Genomic DNA, 16,559 nt, shown 5'->3' on the forward strand with positions numbered 1-16,559 from the left:
CCGCCGCGCGCCTAGAATGCCGGGCCCGCCGACGCGGGCCGGCGCGAACGCGAAAGTGGCGGAATTGGTAGACGCACTGGATTTAGGTTCCAGCGGGTAACCCCCGTGCGGGTTCGAGTCCCGCCTTTCGCACCAGCCCGGTGCCGCTCCGGCGCCGCAGTACCGCCATGACCGACCTGTTCGCCCCCGCCGACCGCTTCGAGCCCCTGGCCCTGGACCGGGCCGACGTGTCCCTGCTGCGCCGGTTCGACCTGGGCCTGCCCGATACCGAACTGCTGGCCGAGCTCGTCGCCGACACGCCCTGGCGTGCCGAGCGCATCGTGGTGTTCGGGCGCGAGGTGGCGCAGCCGCGGCTGAGCTGCTGGTACGGCGACGCCGACGCGCATTACGCCTATTCGGGGCTGCAGCTGGCGCCGCTGGCCTGGACCGCGCGCCTGGCCGACCTGCGCCGGCGGGTCGAGGCGGCCACGGGCGAGGCCTACAACAGCGTGCTGTTGAACTACTACCGCGACCATCGCGACGGCATGGGCTACCACAGCGACGACGAGCCCGAACTGGGTCCGGCGCCGGCCATCGCCTCGCTGAGCCTGGGCGAGCGCCGGGTGTTCTCGATGAAGCCCAAGGGCGCCACCGGGCCGGCGCCGGTCAAGATCCCGCTGGATTCGGGCAGCCTGCTGCTGATGCGCGGCCCGACCCAGCGCCACTGGCTGCACGGTTTGGCCAAGCTGGCCCGGCCTTGCGGACCACGGCTCAACCTCACGTTTCGGCGGATCCTGCGACCCAGCGCCCGAAACCGGGCCCCGGCCTAGGCCCGGCCGCGCCGGCCCCGGCTGGCAGCCGGCCCGGGAATCGGCGAAACTAGTAAGTTCCGCTGGCGGGCCCCCGGTCCGGTCGGCGGTCTGACACGTCTTCAACATCGTGCCGCGGCCGGGTCGCCGCGGTAGCAGGAGTGGATATGCAAGTTTCGGTCGAATCGCTGGGCAATCTGGAACGTCGCCTCACTTTCAGCCTCCCGGCGGATCGCCTGGAGAGCCAGGTCGGCGGTCGCCTGCGCGAGATCGCGCGCGGCGCCAAGATCAAGGGCTTCCGTCCCGGCAAGGTGCCGGCCAAGGTGATCGAGCAGCGCTTCGGCGAGCAGGTCCGCGCCGAGGTCCTCGACGGCCTGCTGCGCGAGGGCTTCAGCAACGCCGTGCGCCAGGAATCGCTGCAGCTGGCGGGCAATCCGACCATCGAGCCGGCCGACGCCGGCGCGGGCGAGCTGGCCTACACCGCCACCTTCGAAGTGGTGCCGGATTTCGGCGACATCGACGTGGCCCAGCTCAACGTGGTGCGCCACACGGCCGAGGTCGCCGATGCCGACATCGAGGCGATGATCGAGAACCTGCGCCTGCAGCGCCGCACCTGGAACCCGGTGGAGCGCGCGGCCCAGGCCGGCGACGCGGTCGAGATCGAGACCTGGTCGATGGTGGGCGATGAGCGCGTCCCGGCCGAGGGCGTGGAGCGCGGTACCACCGCGATCGGCTCCGGCGCCATGCTGCCGGCGATCGAAGACGCCCTGGTCGGCCTGAAGGCCGGCGAGGACAAGGTCGCCACGATCGAATTCCCGACCGACTGGCGCGTGGCCCAGTTCGCCGGCCGCAGCGTGGAGGTGCACCTCAAGGCCGTGTCGGTCTCCGAGCCGGTGCTGCCGGAAGTCGATGCCGCCTTCATCAAGAGCTTCGGCATCCGCAGCGGCGACGCCGACCAGTTCCGCGCCGACATCCGCACCAATCTGGAGCGCGAGCTCAAGGGCGCGCTGATGACCCGCCTGCGCCGCGAAGTCGGCGAGCAGCTGATCGCCGCCTACGCCAACGTGGAAATGCCGCCCAAGCTGGTCGAAGGCGAGGCCCGCAACATGGCCATGCAGACCGTGGAGGCCGCGCGCCGCCAGGGCCGCCACATCGAGGCTCCGGCCGACGCGCACCTGAGCTTCCTGGATAGCGCGCGCAAGCGCGTGCTGGTGGGCCTGCTGGTGGGCGAGATCGCGCGCCGCAACCAGCTGATGCTGGACCCGCGCCGCCTGAACGAGACCCTGAAGCTGATCGCCTCGACCTACGAGGAACCGCAGCAGGTGATCGAGCTCTACCGCAACGACCAGCAGCTGATGTCCGGCCTGCAGGCCCGGGTGATGGAGGAGCAGGTGATCGACTGGATCGCCGAGCGCGCCCAGCACACCGAGCAGCCGCTGTCGTTCAGCGAGGCGATCCGCCAGTAATCGTGGCCCCATGCGCGGCGCGCCGCATCGCGGCCGCCGCGCCGGTACCGGGCCGGGTGCGCGCCCTGTGACGGGCCGCCCTTGCGCTGGAGCCGGGTTGGCCCCAAGTTGGGGCTATCCGCAGCGCCGCCGATTCGGGCGGCGCCCAGCATCCAACGTCAGCCATAGGTGCCGTTTCTGATGGACAACCGTATCCAAGCCCTGAACCTAGTGCCGATGGTGGTCGAGCAGACCAGCCGCGGCGAGCGCGCCTACGACATCTATTCGCGCCTGCTCAAGGAGCGCGTGATCTTCCTGGTCGGCGGCGTCGACGACCATGTCGCCAACGTGATCGTGGCGCAGATGCTCTTCCTCGAGGCCGAGAACCCCGAGAAGGACATCAGCTTCTACATCAACTCCCCGGGCGGCGTGGTTACCGCCGGCATGGCGATCTACGACACCATGCAGTACATCAAGCCGGACGTGAGCACGATCTGCATCGGCCAGGCCGCCTCCATGGGCGCGCTGCTGCTGGCCGCCGGCGCCAAGGGCAAGCGCTACGCGCTGCCGAACTCGCGGGTCATGATCCACCAGCCCTCGGGCGGCTCGCAGGGCCAGGCCACCGACATCGAGATCCAGGCGCGCGAGATCCTGACCCTGCGTCAGCGCCTGAACGAGGTCCTGGCCAAGCACACCGGCCAGCCGATCGAGACCATCGCCCGCGACACCGAGCGCGACAACTTCAAGAGCGCCGAGGCCGCGCGCGAGTACGGTCTGGTCGACCAGGTGCTGGAACGCCGCCCGGACGACTCGATCCAGGCCGCCTGACGGCAGGGTCGACGGCCATAACGCGCAAGTCGTTGATCCGGAACCCCTTTGACATGGCGTCCGGCCCGCGGGACGGGCCGGAGCGCTGTGTTATCCTCGGGCCGAATCGGCATAAAGCAGCATCGCGGACGTACCCTCCACGGCACGTTCCGAGAACCAGGCACCAACGGGCAAAAGCATGAGCGACGATCGACAGGGACGCAGCACCGGCGACAGCAGCAAGATTCTGTACTGCTCGTTCTGCGGCAAGAGCCAGCACGAGGTCCGCAAGCTGATCGCGGGACCGAGCGTGTTCATCTGCGACGAGTGCGTCGAGCTGTGCAACGACATCATCCGCGAGGAGCTCGAGGAGAAGGCGCAGTCGGCGCGTAGCCACCTGCCCAAGCCGCGCGAGATCCTCGAGGTGCTGGACCAGTACGTGATCGGCCAGCAGCGCGCCAAGCGCACGCTCGCCGTGGCCGTGTACAACCACTACAAGCGCATCGAGAGCCGGCAGAAGAACGACGACGTCGAACTGGCGAAGTCGAACATCCTGCTGGTCGGCCCGACCGGTTCGGGCAAGACCCTGCTGGCCGAGACCCTGGCCCGCCTGCTCAACGTGCCGTTCACCATCGCCGACGCCACCACGCTGACCGAAGCCGGTTACGTGGGCGAGGACGTGGAGAACATCATCCAGAAGCTGCTGCAGAAGTGCGACTACGACGTCGAGAAGGCGCAGCAGGGCATCGTCTACATCGACGAGATCGACAAGATCTCGCGCAAGAGCGACAACCCGTCGATCACCCGCGACGTGTCCGGCGAAGGCGTGCAGCAGGCGCTGCTGAAGCTGATCGAAGGCACCATCGCCAGCGTGCCGCCGCAGGGCGGGCGCAAGCATCCGCAGCAGGAGTTCCTGCAGGTCGACACCCGCAACATCCTGTTCGTGGTGGGCGGCGCGTTCGCCGGCCTGGACAAGATCATCCAGCAGCGCAGCACCGAGGCCGGCGGCATCGGCTTCGGCGCCAAGGTCAAGAGCAGCGAGCGCAAGGTCGAGGTCGGCAAGATCCTGGCCGACGTCGAGCCTGAGGACCTGATCAAGTTCGGCCTGATTCCCGAGTTCGTCGGCCGCCTGCCGGTGGTCGCCACGCTCGAGGAGCTGGACGAGCAGGCCCTGGTCACGATCCTGACCGAGCCCAAGAACGCCATCACCAAGCAGTTCAAGAAGCTGTTCGAGATGGAAAGCGTGGAGCTGGAGTTCCGCCCCGACGCCCTGACCGCGATCGCGCGCAAGGCGCTCAAGCGCAAGACCGGCGCGCGCGGCCTGCGCACCATCGTCGAGTCGGTGCTGCTGGACACCATGTACGAGCTGCCCTCGCTGGAGAACGTCAGCAAGGTGGTGGTGGACGAGTCGGTCATCGACCACAAGAGCGAGCCCTACCTGATCTACCAGAGCCCGCCGGCCGCCGCGCCCAAGGTCGCCGCCGCCGACTGAACCGGCGCCCCATGGACGCCTTGCGACCTAGGTCGCAATCGGCTGTAAGCGGCTGATTCAACGATGGTTTCCTGCCCCGGCCCGCGCTGCGAAGCGCGGGCCGCTTGCATCCTATCGCCCAGGCCCCCATAACCGTGGCCAGGGGCCTCGTTGCCCGAAAAATCCGGTCCCGGGCGCCCGCATGGCGCCGGGCCGCCGCCCGTTCACCTCCCCCCCGGAGCTGTCATGACCGAATCCACCGAACGCGACGTACTGGATCTGCCGGTACTGCCGCTGCGCGACGTCGTCGTGTTCCCGCACATGGTCATCCCGCTGTTCGTCGGCCGCGACAAATCGATCCGTGCCCTCGACCTGGCGATGGAGTCCGACAAGCGCATCCTGCTGGTCGCGCAGAAGTCCGCCGAGACCGACGATCCCGGCGCCAAGGACCTGTACGAGATCGGCACCCTGGCCCAGGTGCTGCAACTGCTCAAGCTGCCCGACGGCACCATCAAGGTGCTGGTCGAGGGCGTGGCGCGCGTGGCCATGGACGGCGTGGACGAGCGCGACGGCGCGCTGTCCGGCCGCGCCCACGTCGTCGAACCGGAGATCGACCGCGAGGAGCGCGAGATCGAGGCCATCGCGCGCTCGCTGATGACCCTGTTCGAGCAGTACGTGAAGACCAACCGCAAGCTGCCGCCGGAGCTGATGCAGACCCTGGCCGGCATCGACGAGCCCGGACGTCTGGCCGACACCATCGCCGCCCACCTGGGCGTGCGCATCGGCGACAAGCAGAAGCTGCTGGAGACGCACGCCGTGGGCGCGCGCCTGGAACAGCTGGTCGGCCTGGTCGACGGCGAAATCGACGTGCAGCAGCTGGAAAAGCGCATCCGCGGCCGGGTCAAGTCGCAGATGGAGAAGAGCCAGCGCGAGTACTACCTCAACGAACAGATGAAGGCGATCCAGAAGGAGCTGGGCGAGATCGACGACGCGCCCAACGACGTCGACGAGCTCGCCCGCAAGATCGCCGAGGCCGGCATGCCCAAGCCGGTGGAGACCAAGGCCCGCAACGAGCTCAACAAGCTCAAGCAGATGTCGCCGATGTCGGCCGAGGCCGCGGTGGTGCGCAACTACCTGGACTGGCTGCTGGGCGTGCCGTGGAAGAAGCGCAGCAAGATCCGCAAGGACCTCAAGGCCGCGCAGGACGTGCTCGACGCCGACCACTTCGGCCTGGAGAAGGTCAAGGAGCGCATCCTCGAGTACCTGGCCGTGCAGTCGCGGGTGAAGAACATGAAGGGCGCGATCCTGTGCCTGGTCGGCCCGCCGGGCGTGGGCAAGACCTCGCTGGGCCAGTCCATCGCCAAGGCCACGAACCGCAAGTTCGTGCGCATGTCGCTGGGCGGCGTGCGCGACGAGGCCGAGATCCGCGGCCACCGCCGCACCTACGTGGGTTCGATGCCGGGCCGGATCGTGCAGAACCTCAACAAGGTCGGCAGCAAGAACCCGCTGTTCGTGCTCGACGAGATCGACAAGATGTCGATGGACTTCCGCGGCGATCCGTCCTCGGCGCTGCTGGAGGTGCTGGACCCGGAGCAGAACAACGCCTTCAACGATCACTACCTCGAGGTCGACCTGGACCTGAGCGAGGTGATGTTCGTCGCCACCTCCAACTCGCTGAACATTCCTGGCCCGCTGCTGGACCGCATGGAAGTGATCCGCATCCCCGGTTACACCGAGGAGGAGAAGCTCAACATCGCCATGCGTTACCTGCTGCCCAAGCAGATCAAGAACAACGGCCTCAAGCCCGAAGAGATCAAGATCGCCGAAGGCGCGGTGCGCGACATCGTGCGCTACTACACGCGCGAGTCCGGCGTGCGCAACCTGGAGCGCGAGATCTCCAAGATCTGCCGCAAGGTGGTCAAGGAAATCGCCCTGGCCGGCCCGGCGCCCAAGAAGAAGGGCAAGGACGGCGCGGTCAACGTCACCTCCAAGAACCTGGACAAGTACCTGGGCGTGCGCCGCTTCGACTTCGGCCGCGCCGAGGAAGCCAACGAGATCGGCCTGGTCACCGGCCTGGCCTGGACCGAGGTGGGCGGCGACCTGCTGCAGGTCGAGGCGACCCTGGTACCGGGCAAGGGCCAGCTGCTGCTGACCGGCCAGCTCGGCGACGTGATGAAGGAATCGGCCTCGGCCGCGTTGTCGGTGGTGCGCGCGCGCACCGAGCGCCTGGGCATCGATCTGGACTTCCTGCAGAAGCACGACGTGCACGTGCACGTGCCCGAGGGCGCCACGCCCAAGGACGGCCCCAGCGCCGGTATCGCCATGGCCACGGCCCTGGTGTCCATGCTGACCCGCAACCCGGTCAAGGCCGACGTGGCCATGACCGGCGAGATCACCCTGCGCGGCCGCGTGCTGCCCATCGGCGGGCTCAAGGAAAAGCTGCTGGCGGCGCTGCGCGGCGGCATCCGCACCGTGGTGATCCCGGACGAGAACCGCAAGGATCTGGCCGACCTGCCCAAGAGCGTGACCCAGGGTTTGAAGATCGTTCCGGCGCGCTGGATCGACGAGGTGCTGGACATCGCGCTGGAGCGTCCGCTGACGCCCACGCCGGTGTCCGGACCCGACGAAGTTCCGGTGCGCGAGGGCGGCCAAGCATCGAGCCAGCCGGACGTCAAGCACTGAGTAATTCCGCTGGTCGGAAAGCGCACGAATGGGCTGGAAGGCCCGTCGTTGCTAGCTTTCACGCTTGCAGCACCAAAATACCGCTGGTATAACGACCGCAACCGCGCGCACGCTGCTCAAGACGCAGCAAGACGCGGCGAAAACGATCGACGTGGCCCGCTCGCGCAGCGCGCCGCGCCGATTCTCAGAACACGCGGTAACACCGCACAGGGAGTCCAAAAGAATGAACAAGGGTGAATTCATCAGCGCCGTCGCCGATGCCGCCGAGCTGTCCAAGACCGACGCGGCCAATGCCGTCGACGCCGTGATCGACGTGATCACCAAGGCGCTGAAGAAGGGCGATACCGTTACGCTGGTGGGCTTCGGTACGTTCCAGGTCCGTAAGCGCGCTGCGCGCCAGGGCCGCAACCCGAAGACCGGCGCCACCATCAAGATCAAGGCCTCGAAGAATCCGGCGTTCAAGGCTGGCAAGGCGCTGAAGGATGCTGTAAACTAAGCGACTCGCTCGGGTGCTTAGCTCAGCGGTAGAGCGTCTCCTTTACACGGAGAGGGTCGGGGGTTCGAAACCCTCAGCACCCACCACCTACTGCGGAGCCGCCCACCGGTAACGGTGGCGCCAAGCTCGGAGACAGGTTTCAAAGCGCGGAGTGGTAGTTCAGTCGGTTAGAATGCTGGCCTGTCACGCCGGAGGTCGCGGGTTCGAGTCCCGTCCACTCCGCCAGTTTCGCCAAAGGCGCCGGAAACGGCGCCTTTGTTTTTATATAAGTGAGGGTCGTCGATTTTGCTGCGCAGCGGCAAAACCGGCGGGCCCAGGTTTCAAAAGCGGAGTGGTAGTTCAGTCGGTTAGAATGCTGGCCTGTCACGCCGGAGGTCGCGGGTTCGAGTCCCGTCCACTCCGCCAGTTTCGCCAAAGGCGCCGGAAACGGCGCCTTTGTTTTTATATAAGTGAGGGTCGTCGATTTTGCTGCGCAGCGGCAAAACCGGCGGGCCCAGGTTTCAAAAGCGGAGTGGTAGTTCAGTCGGTTAGAATGCTGGCCTGTCACGCCGGAGGTCGCGGGTTCGAGTCCCGTCCACTCCGCCAGTTCTGCCTCAAGGGCGCCGGAAACGGCGCCCTTGTTTTTTGCCCGTCCGCCGGGCGGGCCGGGCCGGGGCCCCGGCCGGACTGCGACGGCGGTTGGATCGGCGCCCCCGGCGATGCGCGGCCGGCCCGTGCGGGCGGCTCCAGGCGCGCTAAACTGTCCGGCTCACGACCCACGCGACCCGGACATGCTGCAGAAACTTCGCGACAAGACTTCGGGCTGGATCGCCACCGCGATTCTCGGCCTGCTGATCATTCCTTTCGCCTTCGTCGGCATCGAGCAGTACATGGGCCAGCGCACCGATACCTCGGTGGCGCATATCGACGTGCCGCCCTCGTACTGGCCGTCGGCGCCGTCGTGGTGGCCGGTGTCGATACTGTGGCAGCACGAGAAGATCGAGACCGCCGACTTCCGCGAGCGCTTCGAGCAGGAGCGGCAGCGCCGCCGCGCGGTGGAAGGCGAGGCCTTCGACGCGCGTGCGTTCGAGAGCGCCGAGAACAAGCGCGCCGTGCTGGACATGCTGATCGATCAGCGCGTGCAGCAGCTGGCGGCCAAGGGCGAGGGCCTGATGGTCAGCGACGCGCTGATCAAGAAGATGATCGCCGAGGAACCGGCCTTCCAGGTCGACGGCAAGTTCAACCTGGACCGCTACCGCCTGGCCCTGTCCGGCCAGCAGCCGCCGATGTCGCCGACCCAGTTCCAGGAAGATCTGCGTCGGCGCCAGCAGGAAGTGATGCTGGCGCGCGCGATCGTGGACAGCGAATTCGTGACTCCGGGCGAGATGGACCGCCTGATCCGGCTGATGAGCGAAACCCGCGACGTGAGCCTGGTCATGCTGCCGGCGCCGGCCGCGGACACCGCGCCGGTCAGCGAGGCCGACCAGCAGGCCTGGTTCAAGTCGCACGCCTCCAGTTACCGCGCGCCTGAAACGGTGACTCTGGAATACGTGGAAGTCAGCGCGGCCAGCGTGCCGCCGCCGGCTCCGGCCAGCGACGACGATCTGCGCAAGCGTTACGAGCTGGAAAAGAGCCGCTTCCAGTCGCAGGAACAGCGCCTGGCCTCGCACATCCTGGTGCGCGTGGCCGAGGGCGCCGACGCGGCCGCGCAGAAGGCCGCCGAGCAGAAGGCCGCGCAGCTGGCCACGCAGGCCAAGGCCGCCGGCGCCGACTTCGCCGCACTGGCCCGCACCAACAGCGACGACACCGGCTCCAAGGCCGGTGGCGGCGATCTGGGCTGGGTGACCAAGGGCATGATGGTGGCGCCGTTCGAGCAGGCGCTGTTCGCCGCCCAGCAGGGCGCGATCGTGGGCCCGGTCAAGACCGACTTCGGCTGGCACGTGATCCAGGTGCGCGAGGTCAAGGCCGGCGCGCAGCAGAGCTTCGAGCAGGCGCGCGAGAGCCTGGCCCGCGAGCAGGCCGAGGCCGACGCCGAGCGCGGCGTCAACGACTTCACCAGCCGCCTGGTCGACCTGGTCTACAAGAACCCGACCTCGCTGGCCCCGGCCGCGCGCGAGATGAAGCTGCCGGTGCAGAAGCTGGGTCCGCTGACCCGCGACGGCGCCCGCAACGGCGCGCAGGGCCTGGCCGCCAACGCCACCCTGCTGCGCGCGGCGTTCTCCGACAGCCTGATCCAGGACGGCACGGTCAGCGACCCGATCGAGCTGGCCCCCGGCCACAGCGTGCTGATCCGGGTGACCGCGCATACGCCCGAGCGCGCGCAGACCCTGGCCGAAGTGCGCGAGCAGGTGATCGCCGCGGTGCGCGCCGACCGCTCGGCCAAGGCCGCCGAGAAGGACGCCGAGGCCCTGCTGGCGCGCGTGCGCGGCGGCGAGACCTTGGAGGCGGTGGCCGCCTCCAAGCAACTGCCGGCGCCCAACGCCATCCCCAACCTGCCGCGCGGCGCGCCGATCCCCGATCCGTCGGTGAGCGAGGCGGTGTTCGCGGTGCAGCCGCCGGCTGCGGGCAAGGTCTCGCCCGGCAAGGCGGTGCTGCCGGACGGCCGCGCGGTGCTGTTCGCGGTCAGCAAGGTTACCCCGGGCGACCTGAGCACGGTGCCGCCGCCGCAACGCGAGCAGATGATGCAGCAGCTGGCGCAGTTCAGCGGCGCGGACGATCTCAAGGCCCTGGTGGCCGCGCAGCGCAAGCGCATGAAGGTGACGGTGATCGATCAGAACCTGTGATCGGGCGGTTAGCGGAATGAAAAGCCCGGCATTCGCCGGGCTTTTTTTATTGTTGTTTGCGCGACGATTGGTTGCCCCGCGTGCCCTCACCCCAACCCCTCTCCCGTGAACGGGAGAGGGGCTAAAGCAGCAAGCGGCATCGGATGTATCCCCTCTCCCGCTTGCGGGAGAGGGCTAGGGTGAGGGGATGAGCGCAGCGAATGCTCTTGATCCTCGCTCGGGCCCCGAACTCGCCGTCCCCATAGAAGACCCGAAGGGCGGCGCACAGGACGTGCGCCGTTTTTCGCTCGGGCAGGATGCCCGATCGGAAAATCCCGGCGCCCGCTTCGATCTCGCAAGAGAGCTCTGGCGCAGCGTTTTTCTTTGGTTACTTTCTTTTGACGCTTATCAAAAGAAAGTTACCCGGCCGCTTGCGGACGGAAGCTGTTGCTGTTGCTTCTAAAGCCAAAAGCAAATCCCCCTCAATCCCCCTTTTACAAAGGGGGAAGACAAGCAAAGCGGGAAGCAAGCGGAACGGGGCCTGCGCAGCAAGTGCGGATTCGCGGTCGCAGCTTACGCAGCTCCTACCCCAAGGCAGGGTGCTTACGCGCAAAGAAAAAGCCCGGCATCGCGCCGGGCATTTTTTTTCACGCAAGCGCGGCGGACTTATTCGCCGTCGATGCCCGTCATGCCCAGGATGTTGTAGCCCGAGTCCACGTAGGTCACTTCGCCGGTCACGCCCGCGGCCAGGTCCGAGCACAGGAACGCGGCGACGTTGCCGACCTGCTCGATGGTGACCGTGCGGCGCAGCGGCGCGTTCTCTTCCACGTGGCCCAGGATCTTGCGGAAACCGGCGATGCCGGCCGCAGCCAGGGTCTTGATCGGGCCGGCTGAGATCGCATTCACGCGCGTGCCTTCCGGGCCCAGGTTGTAGGCCAAGTAACGCACCGTGGCTTCCAGGCTGGCCTTGGCCACGCCCATCACGTTGTAGCCGGCCAGCGCGCGCTCGGCACCCAGGTAGCTCAGGGTCAGGATCGAGCCGTTGCGGCCCTGCATCTGCGGGCGCGCGGCCTTGGCCATGGCGGCCAGCGAATAGGCCGAGATGTCGTGGGCGATGCCGAAGTTCTCGCGGGTCAGGCCGTCCAGGAACTGGCCGGCGATGGCCTCGCGCGGGGCGTAGGCGATGGCGTGGACCAGGATGTCGAAGCCGTCGCTCCAGTGCTTGCCCAACTCGTCGAAGCAGGCCGCGATCTGCTCGTCGCTGGTCACGTCCAGCGGGATCACGATGTCGCTGCCGTACTCCGCGGCGGCCTTTTCCACGCGGGTCTTGAGCTTGTCGTTCTGGTAGGTGAACGCCAGCTGCGCGCCTTCGCGGTGCATGGCCTCGGCGATGCCGCTGGCGATCGAGCGCTCGCTGGCGATGCCGGTGATCAATGCGCGCTTGCCTTGCAGGAAACCCATGTGCACTCCTAGAACTTGCGGTGGAGGCGGCCGTTCGGGCCGCGGTTCGGAACCGCCCGGCCGATGCGCGGCCGAGCAAAGACTCTAGTGTACCCGCGTGGCCGCAGTGGACGATCCGGTACGGACGCTCACGGCGCCACGGCCGGGGCGTCGATGAGCAAGGCCTGGCCGGGCTTGAGCACGGCGTTGGCGGCCAGGCCGTTGCGCTGCAGCAGGTCGGCCACGCGCACGCCGTAGCGGCGGGCGATGGTCCAGGCGTTGTCGCCGCGCGCCACCGTGTGGCGGCGCGGTTCGGCGCCGGCGGCGGTGGCCGCGCTGGCGTCGCCGGAGGTAGTGACGGCGGCGGCCGCCCCTGCGGCCGAATCCAGCGGTGCGGCCGCGACGGCGGTGGTCTCCGTGGCGCCGCCATCGACCGCACCCACGGCCGTGGCCGGCAGGCCGAGCACGGGCGCGCGCGCGCCGCCCGCGCGGCCGATGCGGCCGCCGGCGAACACCGGGTTCAGGCGCTGCAGCTGGGCCGCGTCGTGGCCGCTGCGGCGCGACCAGGCAGCCAGGTCGGCGACGTCGTCGGGCACGGTCACCGCCTGTAGCCGCGGCACCGGACGGTCCAGCGCGCGCAGCCATTCCTCGCGGTCGTCGGCCTGCTCCATCAGGCAGGACAGCGCGTGCAGCTTGCGCACGTAGGCCTGGGTGATGTCGGACAACCCGGGCAGCTGCTCGGGCTTGGCGTTGCGCGCGGTCTGGCCGCTGCGCTTGAGCGCGCCCAGAATGCGGTACTCGCCGGCGTTGTAGGCCATGACCGTCAGGCGCCAGTCGCCGGCGAACATGCCGTGCAGGGTTTTCAGGTAGCGCACCGCGGCCTGGGTGGAGTCCACCGGCGACAGGCGGCCGTCGTAGCCCTCGCGGATCGGCACGCGGTGGTTGCGTGCGGTCAGCGCGATCATCTGCCACAGCCCGGCCGGGCCGGCGGAACTGCGCGCGCCGGGCTTGTAGCCGCTTTCGACGAAGGGAATCAGCGCGTATTCGGTGGGCAGGTGCGCCTCGCGCAGCGCGTCGACCACGTAGCCGAACAAGGGCAGGGTGTCGTCGCCGTGCGTGGCCAGGCGCTTGGGCGCGGTGGCGAAGTGCTGGCGCCAGCGCGTGCTGACGCCGGCCTCGCAGGTGGGATCGGCCAGGCCTTCGCGGAAGCGCTCGTAGATCTCGCGGCCGTTGCGGCTGGCCGTGGGCACGGCGGCCTGCGCCGGCGCGGCGGCGGGGTCGGGCGCGGTCTGCGCGAACGCGGGCGCGGCCAGCGCCGCGAACAGGGCGCAGGCGGACAGGGTCGCGCGCCTCATGCCTGGAACCCGTCCTTCCAGCGCCGTAGCTCGGCGAAGGCTTCCACGTCGTCCTCCGGCTCGCGGCGCAGGCGCGCGCGCAGGGCCGCGCGCACGCCCGGCTGGGCCACGCGCAGGAAGGGGTTGGCCGCGAGTTCGTCGGCGAGGGTGCTGGGCAGGGTCGGACGTCCGGCGTTGCGCATGGCCTGGGCTTCCTCGATGCGGCGCAGCAGCGCCGGGTTGGTCGGTTCCACCGCGCGCGCGAAGGCGGCGTTGGACAAGGTGTATTCGTGGCCGCAGCACAGGCGGGTGTCGCCGGGCAGGGCGGCCAGGCGCGACAGGGAGCCGTGCATCTGCGCCGGCGTGCCCTCGAACAGGCGGCCGCAGCCCAGGCTGAACAAGGTATCGCCGCTGAACAGCAGGCCGTGGCCGCCCACATCCTGCAGGTAATAGGCGATATGGCTCAGGGTATGGCCGGGCACGGCCAGCACCTGCGCGCTCCAGCCGGCCACGCGTACCCGCACGCCGTCGCCCACGCGCGCGGTGGCGGCGCCGATGCGCTCGTCGTTGGGGGCGAACACCGGCAGGCCCGGGTAGCGCTCCAGGATCGCGGCCACGCCGCCGATGTGGTCGTTGTGGTGGTGGGTCAGCAGGATGCCGGTCGGCCGCAGGCCGTGCGCGGCCGCGGCCAGCACCGGCGCGGCGTCGCCGGGATCGACGATCAGCGCCGCCTCGTCGTCGGCCGAGAGCGCCCAGATGTAGTTGTCGTTGAGGGCGGGCAGGGCCAGCAATCGCATGGTTCGCTCCTGGGCGGCGGCCGCGCCCACCCGGCTGAACAGGCCGCGCCGCGGTGTGGGTGGGACCGCGGCGTCCAACGGTGTTGTATCGGCGGCATGTTCCGACAGAATGGCGACCATGCCCGCCCTCTCCACCGGCCGTCAACCCGACGCCGCCCTCGCCTGGTTCGGCGGGGTGGCCGGCCAGGGTCTGCTCGACGTGGAGCAGGCCGCAATGGCGCGGGTGCTGGCCGGCTGCCCGGCGCTGCCCTGGGCCTGGATCGGGGTGGACGCGACCTCGCCGCCGGCCGGCGCGCGCGGGGTGCGCCTGCGCCGCGCCGGCGCGGGCTTCGACGGCGCCTTCCGCAGCGTGCTGCCGCTGCCGCTGGCCAGCGAGGCGCTGGGCGCGGTGCTGCTGCAGCACGTGCTCGACGACGGCGTGGACCCGCTGCCGCTGCTGGACGAATGCGCGCGCGTGCTCGCGCCTGGCGGCACCCTGTGGGTGGCCGCGCTGAATCCCTGGAGCCCGTACCGCGCGCGCTGGGCGCGCACCGGCCTGCAGGCCCATACCACCGGCGACTGGCAGGGGATGCTGCGCGGCGCCGGCTTCGCCAGCGATTCGGTGAGCCTGCAGTGGCTGGGCCCGCTGTGGCGGCCCGCGCACGGCGCGGTGGGCATAGGCGCGGCCGACCGCCTGCGCGCAGGCATCGCCATGACCGTGTCCAAGCGCGTGCACGCGCTGGTGCCGCCGGCGCGGCTGCGCAACCTGCGTTGGCAGGCCGGTGGCGCCTTGGCCGGACCCAATCTGCGCCGTTCCGCGTCGCAGCGGCGATAATGCGCGGCCCTCCCACAGGACCGCAGGCTTTGCACGATTCCGTACCGGCGAGCGACGCCAAGACCGTCGAAATCCACACCGATGGCGCCTGCCTCGGCAATCCCGGGCCCGGCGGCTGGGCGGCCCTGCTGCGTTACAAGGGGCACGAACGCGAACTGGCCGGCGGCGAGCCGGACACCACCAATAACCGCATGGAGCTGATGGGCGCGATCATGGCCCTGGAAATGCTCAGCGAGCCCTGCCAGGTGGTGCTGCACACCGACTCGCAGTACGTGCGCCAGGGCATCACCACCTGGATCGGCAACTGGGTGCGGCGCGGCTGGAAGACCGCCGGCGGCGACCCGGTCAAGAACCGCGACCTGTGGGAGCGCCTGCACGCGGCCAGCCTGCGCCACAAGATCGATTGGCGCTGGGTCAAGGGCCACTCCGGCGATCCGGGCAACGAACGCGTGGACCAGCTGGCCCGGGTGCAGGCCCAGCATCAGCGCGCCGCGCGCTGATCGGTCCGCAGCGAACTGGCAGAATCGCCCCATGCGTCAAGTCATCCTGGATACCGAAACCACCGGCCTGAGCTGGGAGCGCGGCAACCGCGTGGTCGAAATCGGCTGCGTGGAGTTCGTCGAGCGCCGCCCCACCGGCCGCACCTTCCATGTCTATCTCAACCCCGAACGCGAGTTCGAGGCCGGGGCGCAGGAGGTCACCGGCCTGACCCTGGAGTTCCTGGCCGACAAGCCCAAGTTCGCCGACGTGGTCGACGAGTTCCTGGCCTTCGTCGACGGAGCCGAGTTGGTGATCCACAACGCCGCCTTCGACGTGGGCTTCCTCAACAACGAACTGTCGATGTGCGGACCGCAGTACGGCAAGCTCGGCGACCGCTGCAACATCGAAGACTCGCTGCTGCTCGCTCGCCAGCGCTATCCCGGCCAGCGCAATTCGCTGGACGCGCTGTGCAAGCGCCTGGGCGTGGACAACGCGCATCGCCAACTGCACGGCGCCTTGCTCGACGCCCAGTTGCTGGCCGAGGTCTACATCGGTCTGACCTCGGGCCAGGACGATTTGGGCTTCGGCCAGGCCGACGATGGGGCGGGGCAGGCGGCGGTCGCGCAGTTCGCGCTGGACGCGAGCGCGCCACGCCCGCGCGTGCAGGTGAGCGCGGAGGAGTTTGCGGCGCACGAGGCGCGGCTGGAGAAGCTGCGCAAGAAGGGCAAGTGCTTGTGGGATGCGCTGGAGGCGCCGGCGACGGTGCAGTAGCGCGGTCGGTCCGGATTCGCGTGCCCTCACCCCAACCCCTCTTCCGTGAACGGGAGAGGGGCTAAAGCAACAGCGGCGGCTCTGTCCCCTCTCCCGCTTGCGGGAGAGGGTTAGGGTGAGGGGGTGAGCGCAGCGAATGCTCTTGATCCTCGCTCGGGCCCCGAACTCGCAGGACCAATAGAAGACCCGAAGAGCCTGCCCCCGCGAAGGCGGGGGGCGGCGCACAGGAGGTGCGCCGTTTTTCGCTGGCACAGGGATGTGCCATCGAAAAATCCCCGCGCGCGCATCGCTCTCGCAGGGGAGCTCTGGACAAGCGTTTTTCTTTGGTTACTTTCTTTTGACGCTTATCAAAAGAAAGTGACCCGGCCGCTTGCGGACGGAAGCTGTTGCTGTTGCTTAAGAGCAAAAGCAAATCCCCCTCAATCCCCCTTTGTTAAAGGGGGAAGACAAGCAAAGGGCGAAGCAGAAGACTGGACCTGCGCCGTAGGTGCGG

The 16,559-nt window shown here is 68.9% G+C and carries 14 protein-coding genes and 5 tRNA genes; 16 read left to right on the forward strand and 3 right to left on the reverse strand.

The annotated features are described in order from the left end of the window. Positions 1-49 precede the first annotated feature (49 nt). The 13 genes from DX914_RS01690 (at position 50) to DX914_RS19880 (ending at position 10,893) form a co-directional block, all read left to right on the forward strand. Positions 50-135 (forward strand) — tRNA-Leu (locus DX914_RS01690). Positions 136-167: 32 nt separating this feature from the next. Next, positions 168-809 (forward strand): alpha-ketoglutarate-dependent dioxygenase AlkB family protein, encoded by a 642-nt coding sequence (locus tag DX914_RS01695; RefSeq protein WP_115857345.1) that lies wholly within the window; start codon positions 168-170, stop codon positions 807-809. Positions 810-955: 146 nt separating this feature from the next. Then, positions 956-2,254 (forward strand): trigger factor, encoded by a 1,299-nt coding sequence (tig, locus tag DX914_RS01700; RefSeq protein ID WP_115857346.1) that lies wholly within the window; start codon positions 956-958, stop codon positions 2,252-2,254. Between the two features lie 180 nt (positions 2,255-2,434). Then, positions 2,435-3,061: an ATP-dependent Clp endopeptidase proteolytic subunit ClpP gene (clpP, locus tag DX914_RS01705; protein ID WP_115857347.1), complete on the forward strand. Its 627-nt coding sequence runs from the start codon at positions 2,435-2,437 to the stop codon at positions 3,059-3,061. Positions 3,062-3,239: 178 nt separating this feature from the next. Beyond that, entirely contained in the window at positions 3,240-4,532 is a 1,293-nt protein-coding gene (clpX, locus tag DX914_RS01710) for an ATP-dependent Clp protease ATP-binding subunit ClpX (RefSeq protein WP_115857348.1), read from the forward strand. Between the two features lie 225 nt (positions 4,533-4,757). Next, a complete protein-coding gene (lon, locus tag DX914_RS01715) occupies positions 4,758-7,193 on the forward strand; it encodes an endopeptidase La (RefSeq protein ID WP_115857349.1) in 2,436 nt (811 codons plus the stop codon). Between the two features lie 151 nt (positions 7,194-7,344). Beyond that, positions 7,345-7,689 carry an HU family DNA-binding protein gene (locus DX914_RS01720; RefSeq protein WP_269204246.1) on the forward strand — a complete coding sequence of 115 codons (345 nt, stop codon included), beginning with the start codon at positions 7,345-7,347 and terminating at the stop codon, positions 7,687-7,689. 11 nt (positions 7,690-7,700) lie between these two features. Continuing rightward, positions 7,701-7,775: transfer RNA gene (locus DX914_RS01725), tRNA-Val, on the forward strand. Positions 7,776-7,837: 62 nt separating this feature from the next. Continuing rightward, positions 7,838-7,914: transfer RNA gene (locus tag DX914_RS01730), tRNA-Asp, on the forward strand. Positions 7,915-8,017: 103 nt separating this feature from the next. Beyond that, positions 8,018-8,094, forward strand: a tRNA-Asp gene (locus DX914_RS01735). Between the two features lie 103 nt (positions 8,095-8,197). Beyond that, positions 8,198-8,274, forward strand: a tRNA-Asp gene (locus tag DX914_RS01740). A gap of 185 nt (positions 8,275-8,459) precedes the next feature. Continuing rightward, positions 8,460-10,451: a peptidylprolyl isomerase gene (locus tag DX914_RS01745; protein WP_115857351.1), complete on the forward strand. Its 1,992-nt coding sequence runs from the start codon at positions 8,460-8,462 to the stop codon at positions 10,449-10,451. A gap of 187 nt (positions 10,452-10,638) precedes the next feature. Continuing rightward, the gene (locus DX914_RS19880) at positions 10,639-10,893 is read left to right on the forward strand and encodes a hypothetical protein (protein ID WP_147300562.1); all 255 of its coding nucleotides are present in this window, start codon (positions 10,639-10,641) and stop codon (positions 10,891-10,893) included. A 203-nt stretch (positions 10,894-11,096) separates the two neighbouring features. Here DX914_RS19880 and DX914_RS01750 read toward each other — a convergent pair whose 3' ends face one another. The 3 genes from DX914_RS01750 to gloB all read right to left on the reverse strand — a co-directional run bounded on the left by DX914_RS01750 (position 11,097) and on the right by gloB (position 14,001). After that, positions 11,097-11,891 carry an enoyl-ACP reductase FabI gene (locus tag DX914_RS01750; RefSeq protein ID WP_115857352.1) on the reverse strand — a complete coding sequence of 265 codons (795 nt, stop codon included), beginning with the start codon at positions 11,889-11,891 and terminating at the stop codon, positions 11,097-11,099. 128 nt (positions 11,892-12,019) lie between these two features. Beyond that, positions 12,020-13,225 carry a lytic transglycosylase domain-containing protein gene (locus DX914_RS01755; RefSeq protein ID WP_115857353.1) on the reverse strand — a complete coding sequence of 402 codons (1,206 nt, stop codon included), beginning with the start codon at positions 13,223-13,225 and terminating at the stop codon, positions 12,020-12,022. After that, positions 13,222-14,001, reverse strand: a complete 780-nt coding sequence (gene gloB, locus DX914_RS01760) for a hydroxyacylglutathione hydrolase (RefSeq protein WP_115859090.1) — start codon at positions 13,999-14,001, stop codon at positions 13,222-13,224. Before gloB ends, DX914_RS01755 begins: the two co-directional genes overlap by 4 nt. Positions 14,002-14,119: 118 nt before the next feature. Between gloB and DX914_RS01765 the strand changes: the two genes are divergently transcribed. The 3 genes from DX914_RS01765 to dnaQ are packed head-to-tail and all read left to right on the forward strand — an operon-like array spanning position 14,120 to position 16,066. Then, positions 14,120-14,815 carry a methyltransferase domain-containing protein gene (locus DX914_RS01765; protein WP_158549171.1) on the forward strand — a complete coding sequence of 232 codons (696 nt, stop codon included), beginning with the start codon at positions 14,120-14,122 and terminating at the stop codon, positions 14,813-14,815. Between the two features lie 29 nt (positions 14,816-14,844). Next, a complete protein-coding gene (rnhA, locus tag DX914_RS01770; RefSeq protein WP_231118099.1) occupies positions 14,845-15,315 on the forward strand; it encodes a ribonuclease HI in 471 nt (156 codons plus the stop codon). A 31-nt stretch (positions 15,316-15,346) separates the two neighbouring features. Continuing rightward, positions 15,347-16,066, forward strand: coding sequence for a DNA polymerase III subunit epsilon (gene dnaQ / locus DX914_RS01775; protein WP_115857356.1), 720 nt, complete (start codon positions 15,347-15,349; stop codon positions 16,064-16,066). Positions 16,067-16,559: the final 493 nt, after the last annotated feature.

This window comes from Lysobacter silvisoli (genome assembly GCF_003382365.1).
Classification (GTDB): Bacteria; Pseudomonadota; Gammaproteobacteria; order Xanthomonadales; family Xanthomonadaceae; genus Lysobacter; species Lysobacter silvisoli.

What these genes read in the sequence shown, in the direction of transcription:
- dnaQ (WP_115857356.1), top strand. Translation starts at nt 15,347, where the DNA reads ATGCGTCAAGTCATCCTGGATACCGAAACCACCGGCCTGAGCTGGGAG.
- tig (WP_115857346.1), top strand. Translation starts at nt 956, where the DNA reads ATGCAAGTTTCGGTCGAATCGCTGGGCAATCTGGAACGTCGCCTCACT.
- DX914_RS01765 (WP_158549171.1), top strand. Translation starts at nt 14,120, where the DNA reads ATGCCCGCCCTCTCCACCGGCCGTCAACCCGACGCCGCCCTCGCCTGG.
- clpX (WP_115857348.1), top strand. Translation starts at nt 3,240, where the DNA reads ATGAGCGACGATCGACAGGGACGCAGCACCGGCGACAGCAGCAAGATT.
- gloB (WP_115859090.1), bottom strand. Translation starts at nt 14,001, where the DNA reads ATGCGATTGCTGGCCCTGCCCGCCCTCAACGACAACTACATCTGGGCG.
- DX914_RS01745 (WP_115857351.1), top strand. Translation starts at nt 8,460, where the DNA reads ATGCTGCAGAAACTTCGCGACAAGACTTCGGGCTGGATCGCCACCGCG.
- lon (WP_115857349.1), top strand. Translation starts at nt 4,758, where the DNA reads ATGACCGAATCCACCGAACGCGACGTACTGGATCTGCCGGTACTGCCG.
- DX914_RS19880 (WP_147300562.1), top strand. Translation starts at nt 10,639, where the DNA reads ATGAGCGCAGCGAATGCTCTTGATCCTCGCTCGGGCCCCGAACTCGCC.
- DX914_RS01750 (WP_115857352.1), bottom strand. Translation starts at nt 11,891, where the DNA reads ATGGGTTTCCTGCAAGGCAAGCGCGCATTGATCACCGGCATCGCCAGC.
- clpP (WP_115857347.1), top strand. Translation starts at nt 2,435, where the DNA reads ATGGACAACCGTATCCAAGCCCTGAACCTAGTGCCGATGGTGGTCGAG.
- DX914_RS01755 (WP_115857353.1), bottom strand. Translation starts at nt 13,225, where the DNA reads ATGAGGCGCGCGACCCTGTCCGCCTGCGCCCTGTTCGCGGCGCTGGCC.
- DX914_RS01695 (WP_115857345.1), top strand. Translation starts at nt 168, where the DNA reads ATGACCGACCTGTTCGCCCCCGCCGACCGCTTCGAGCCCCTGGCCCTG.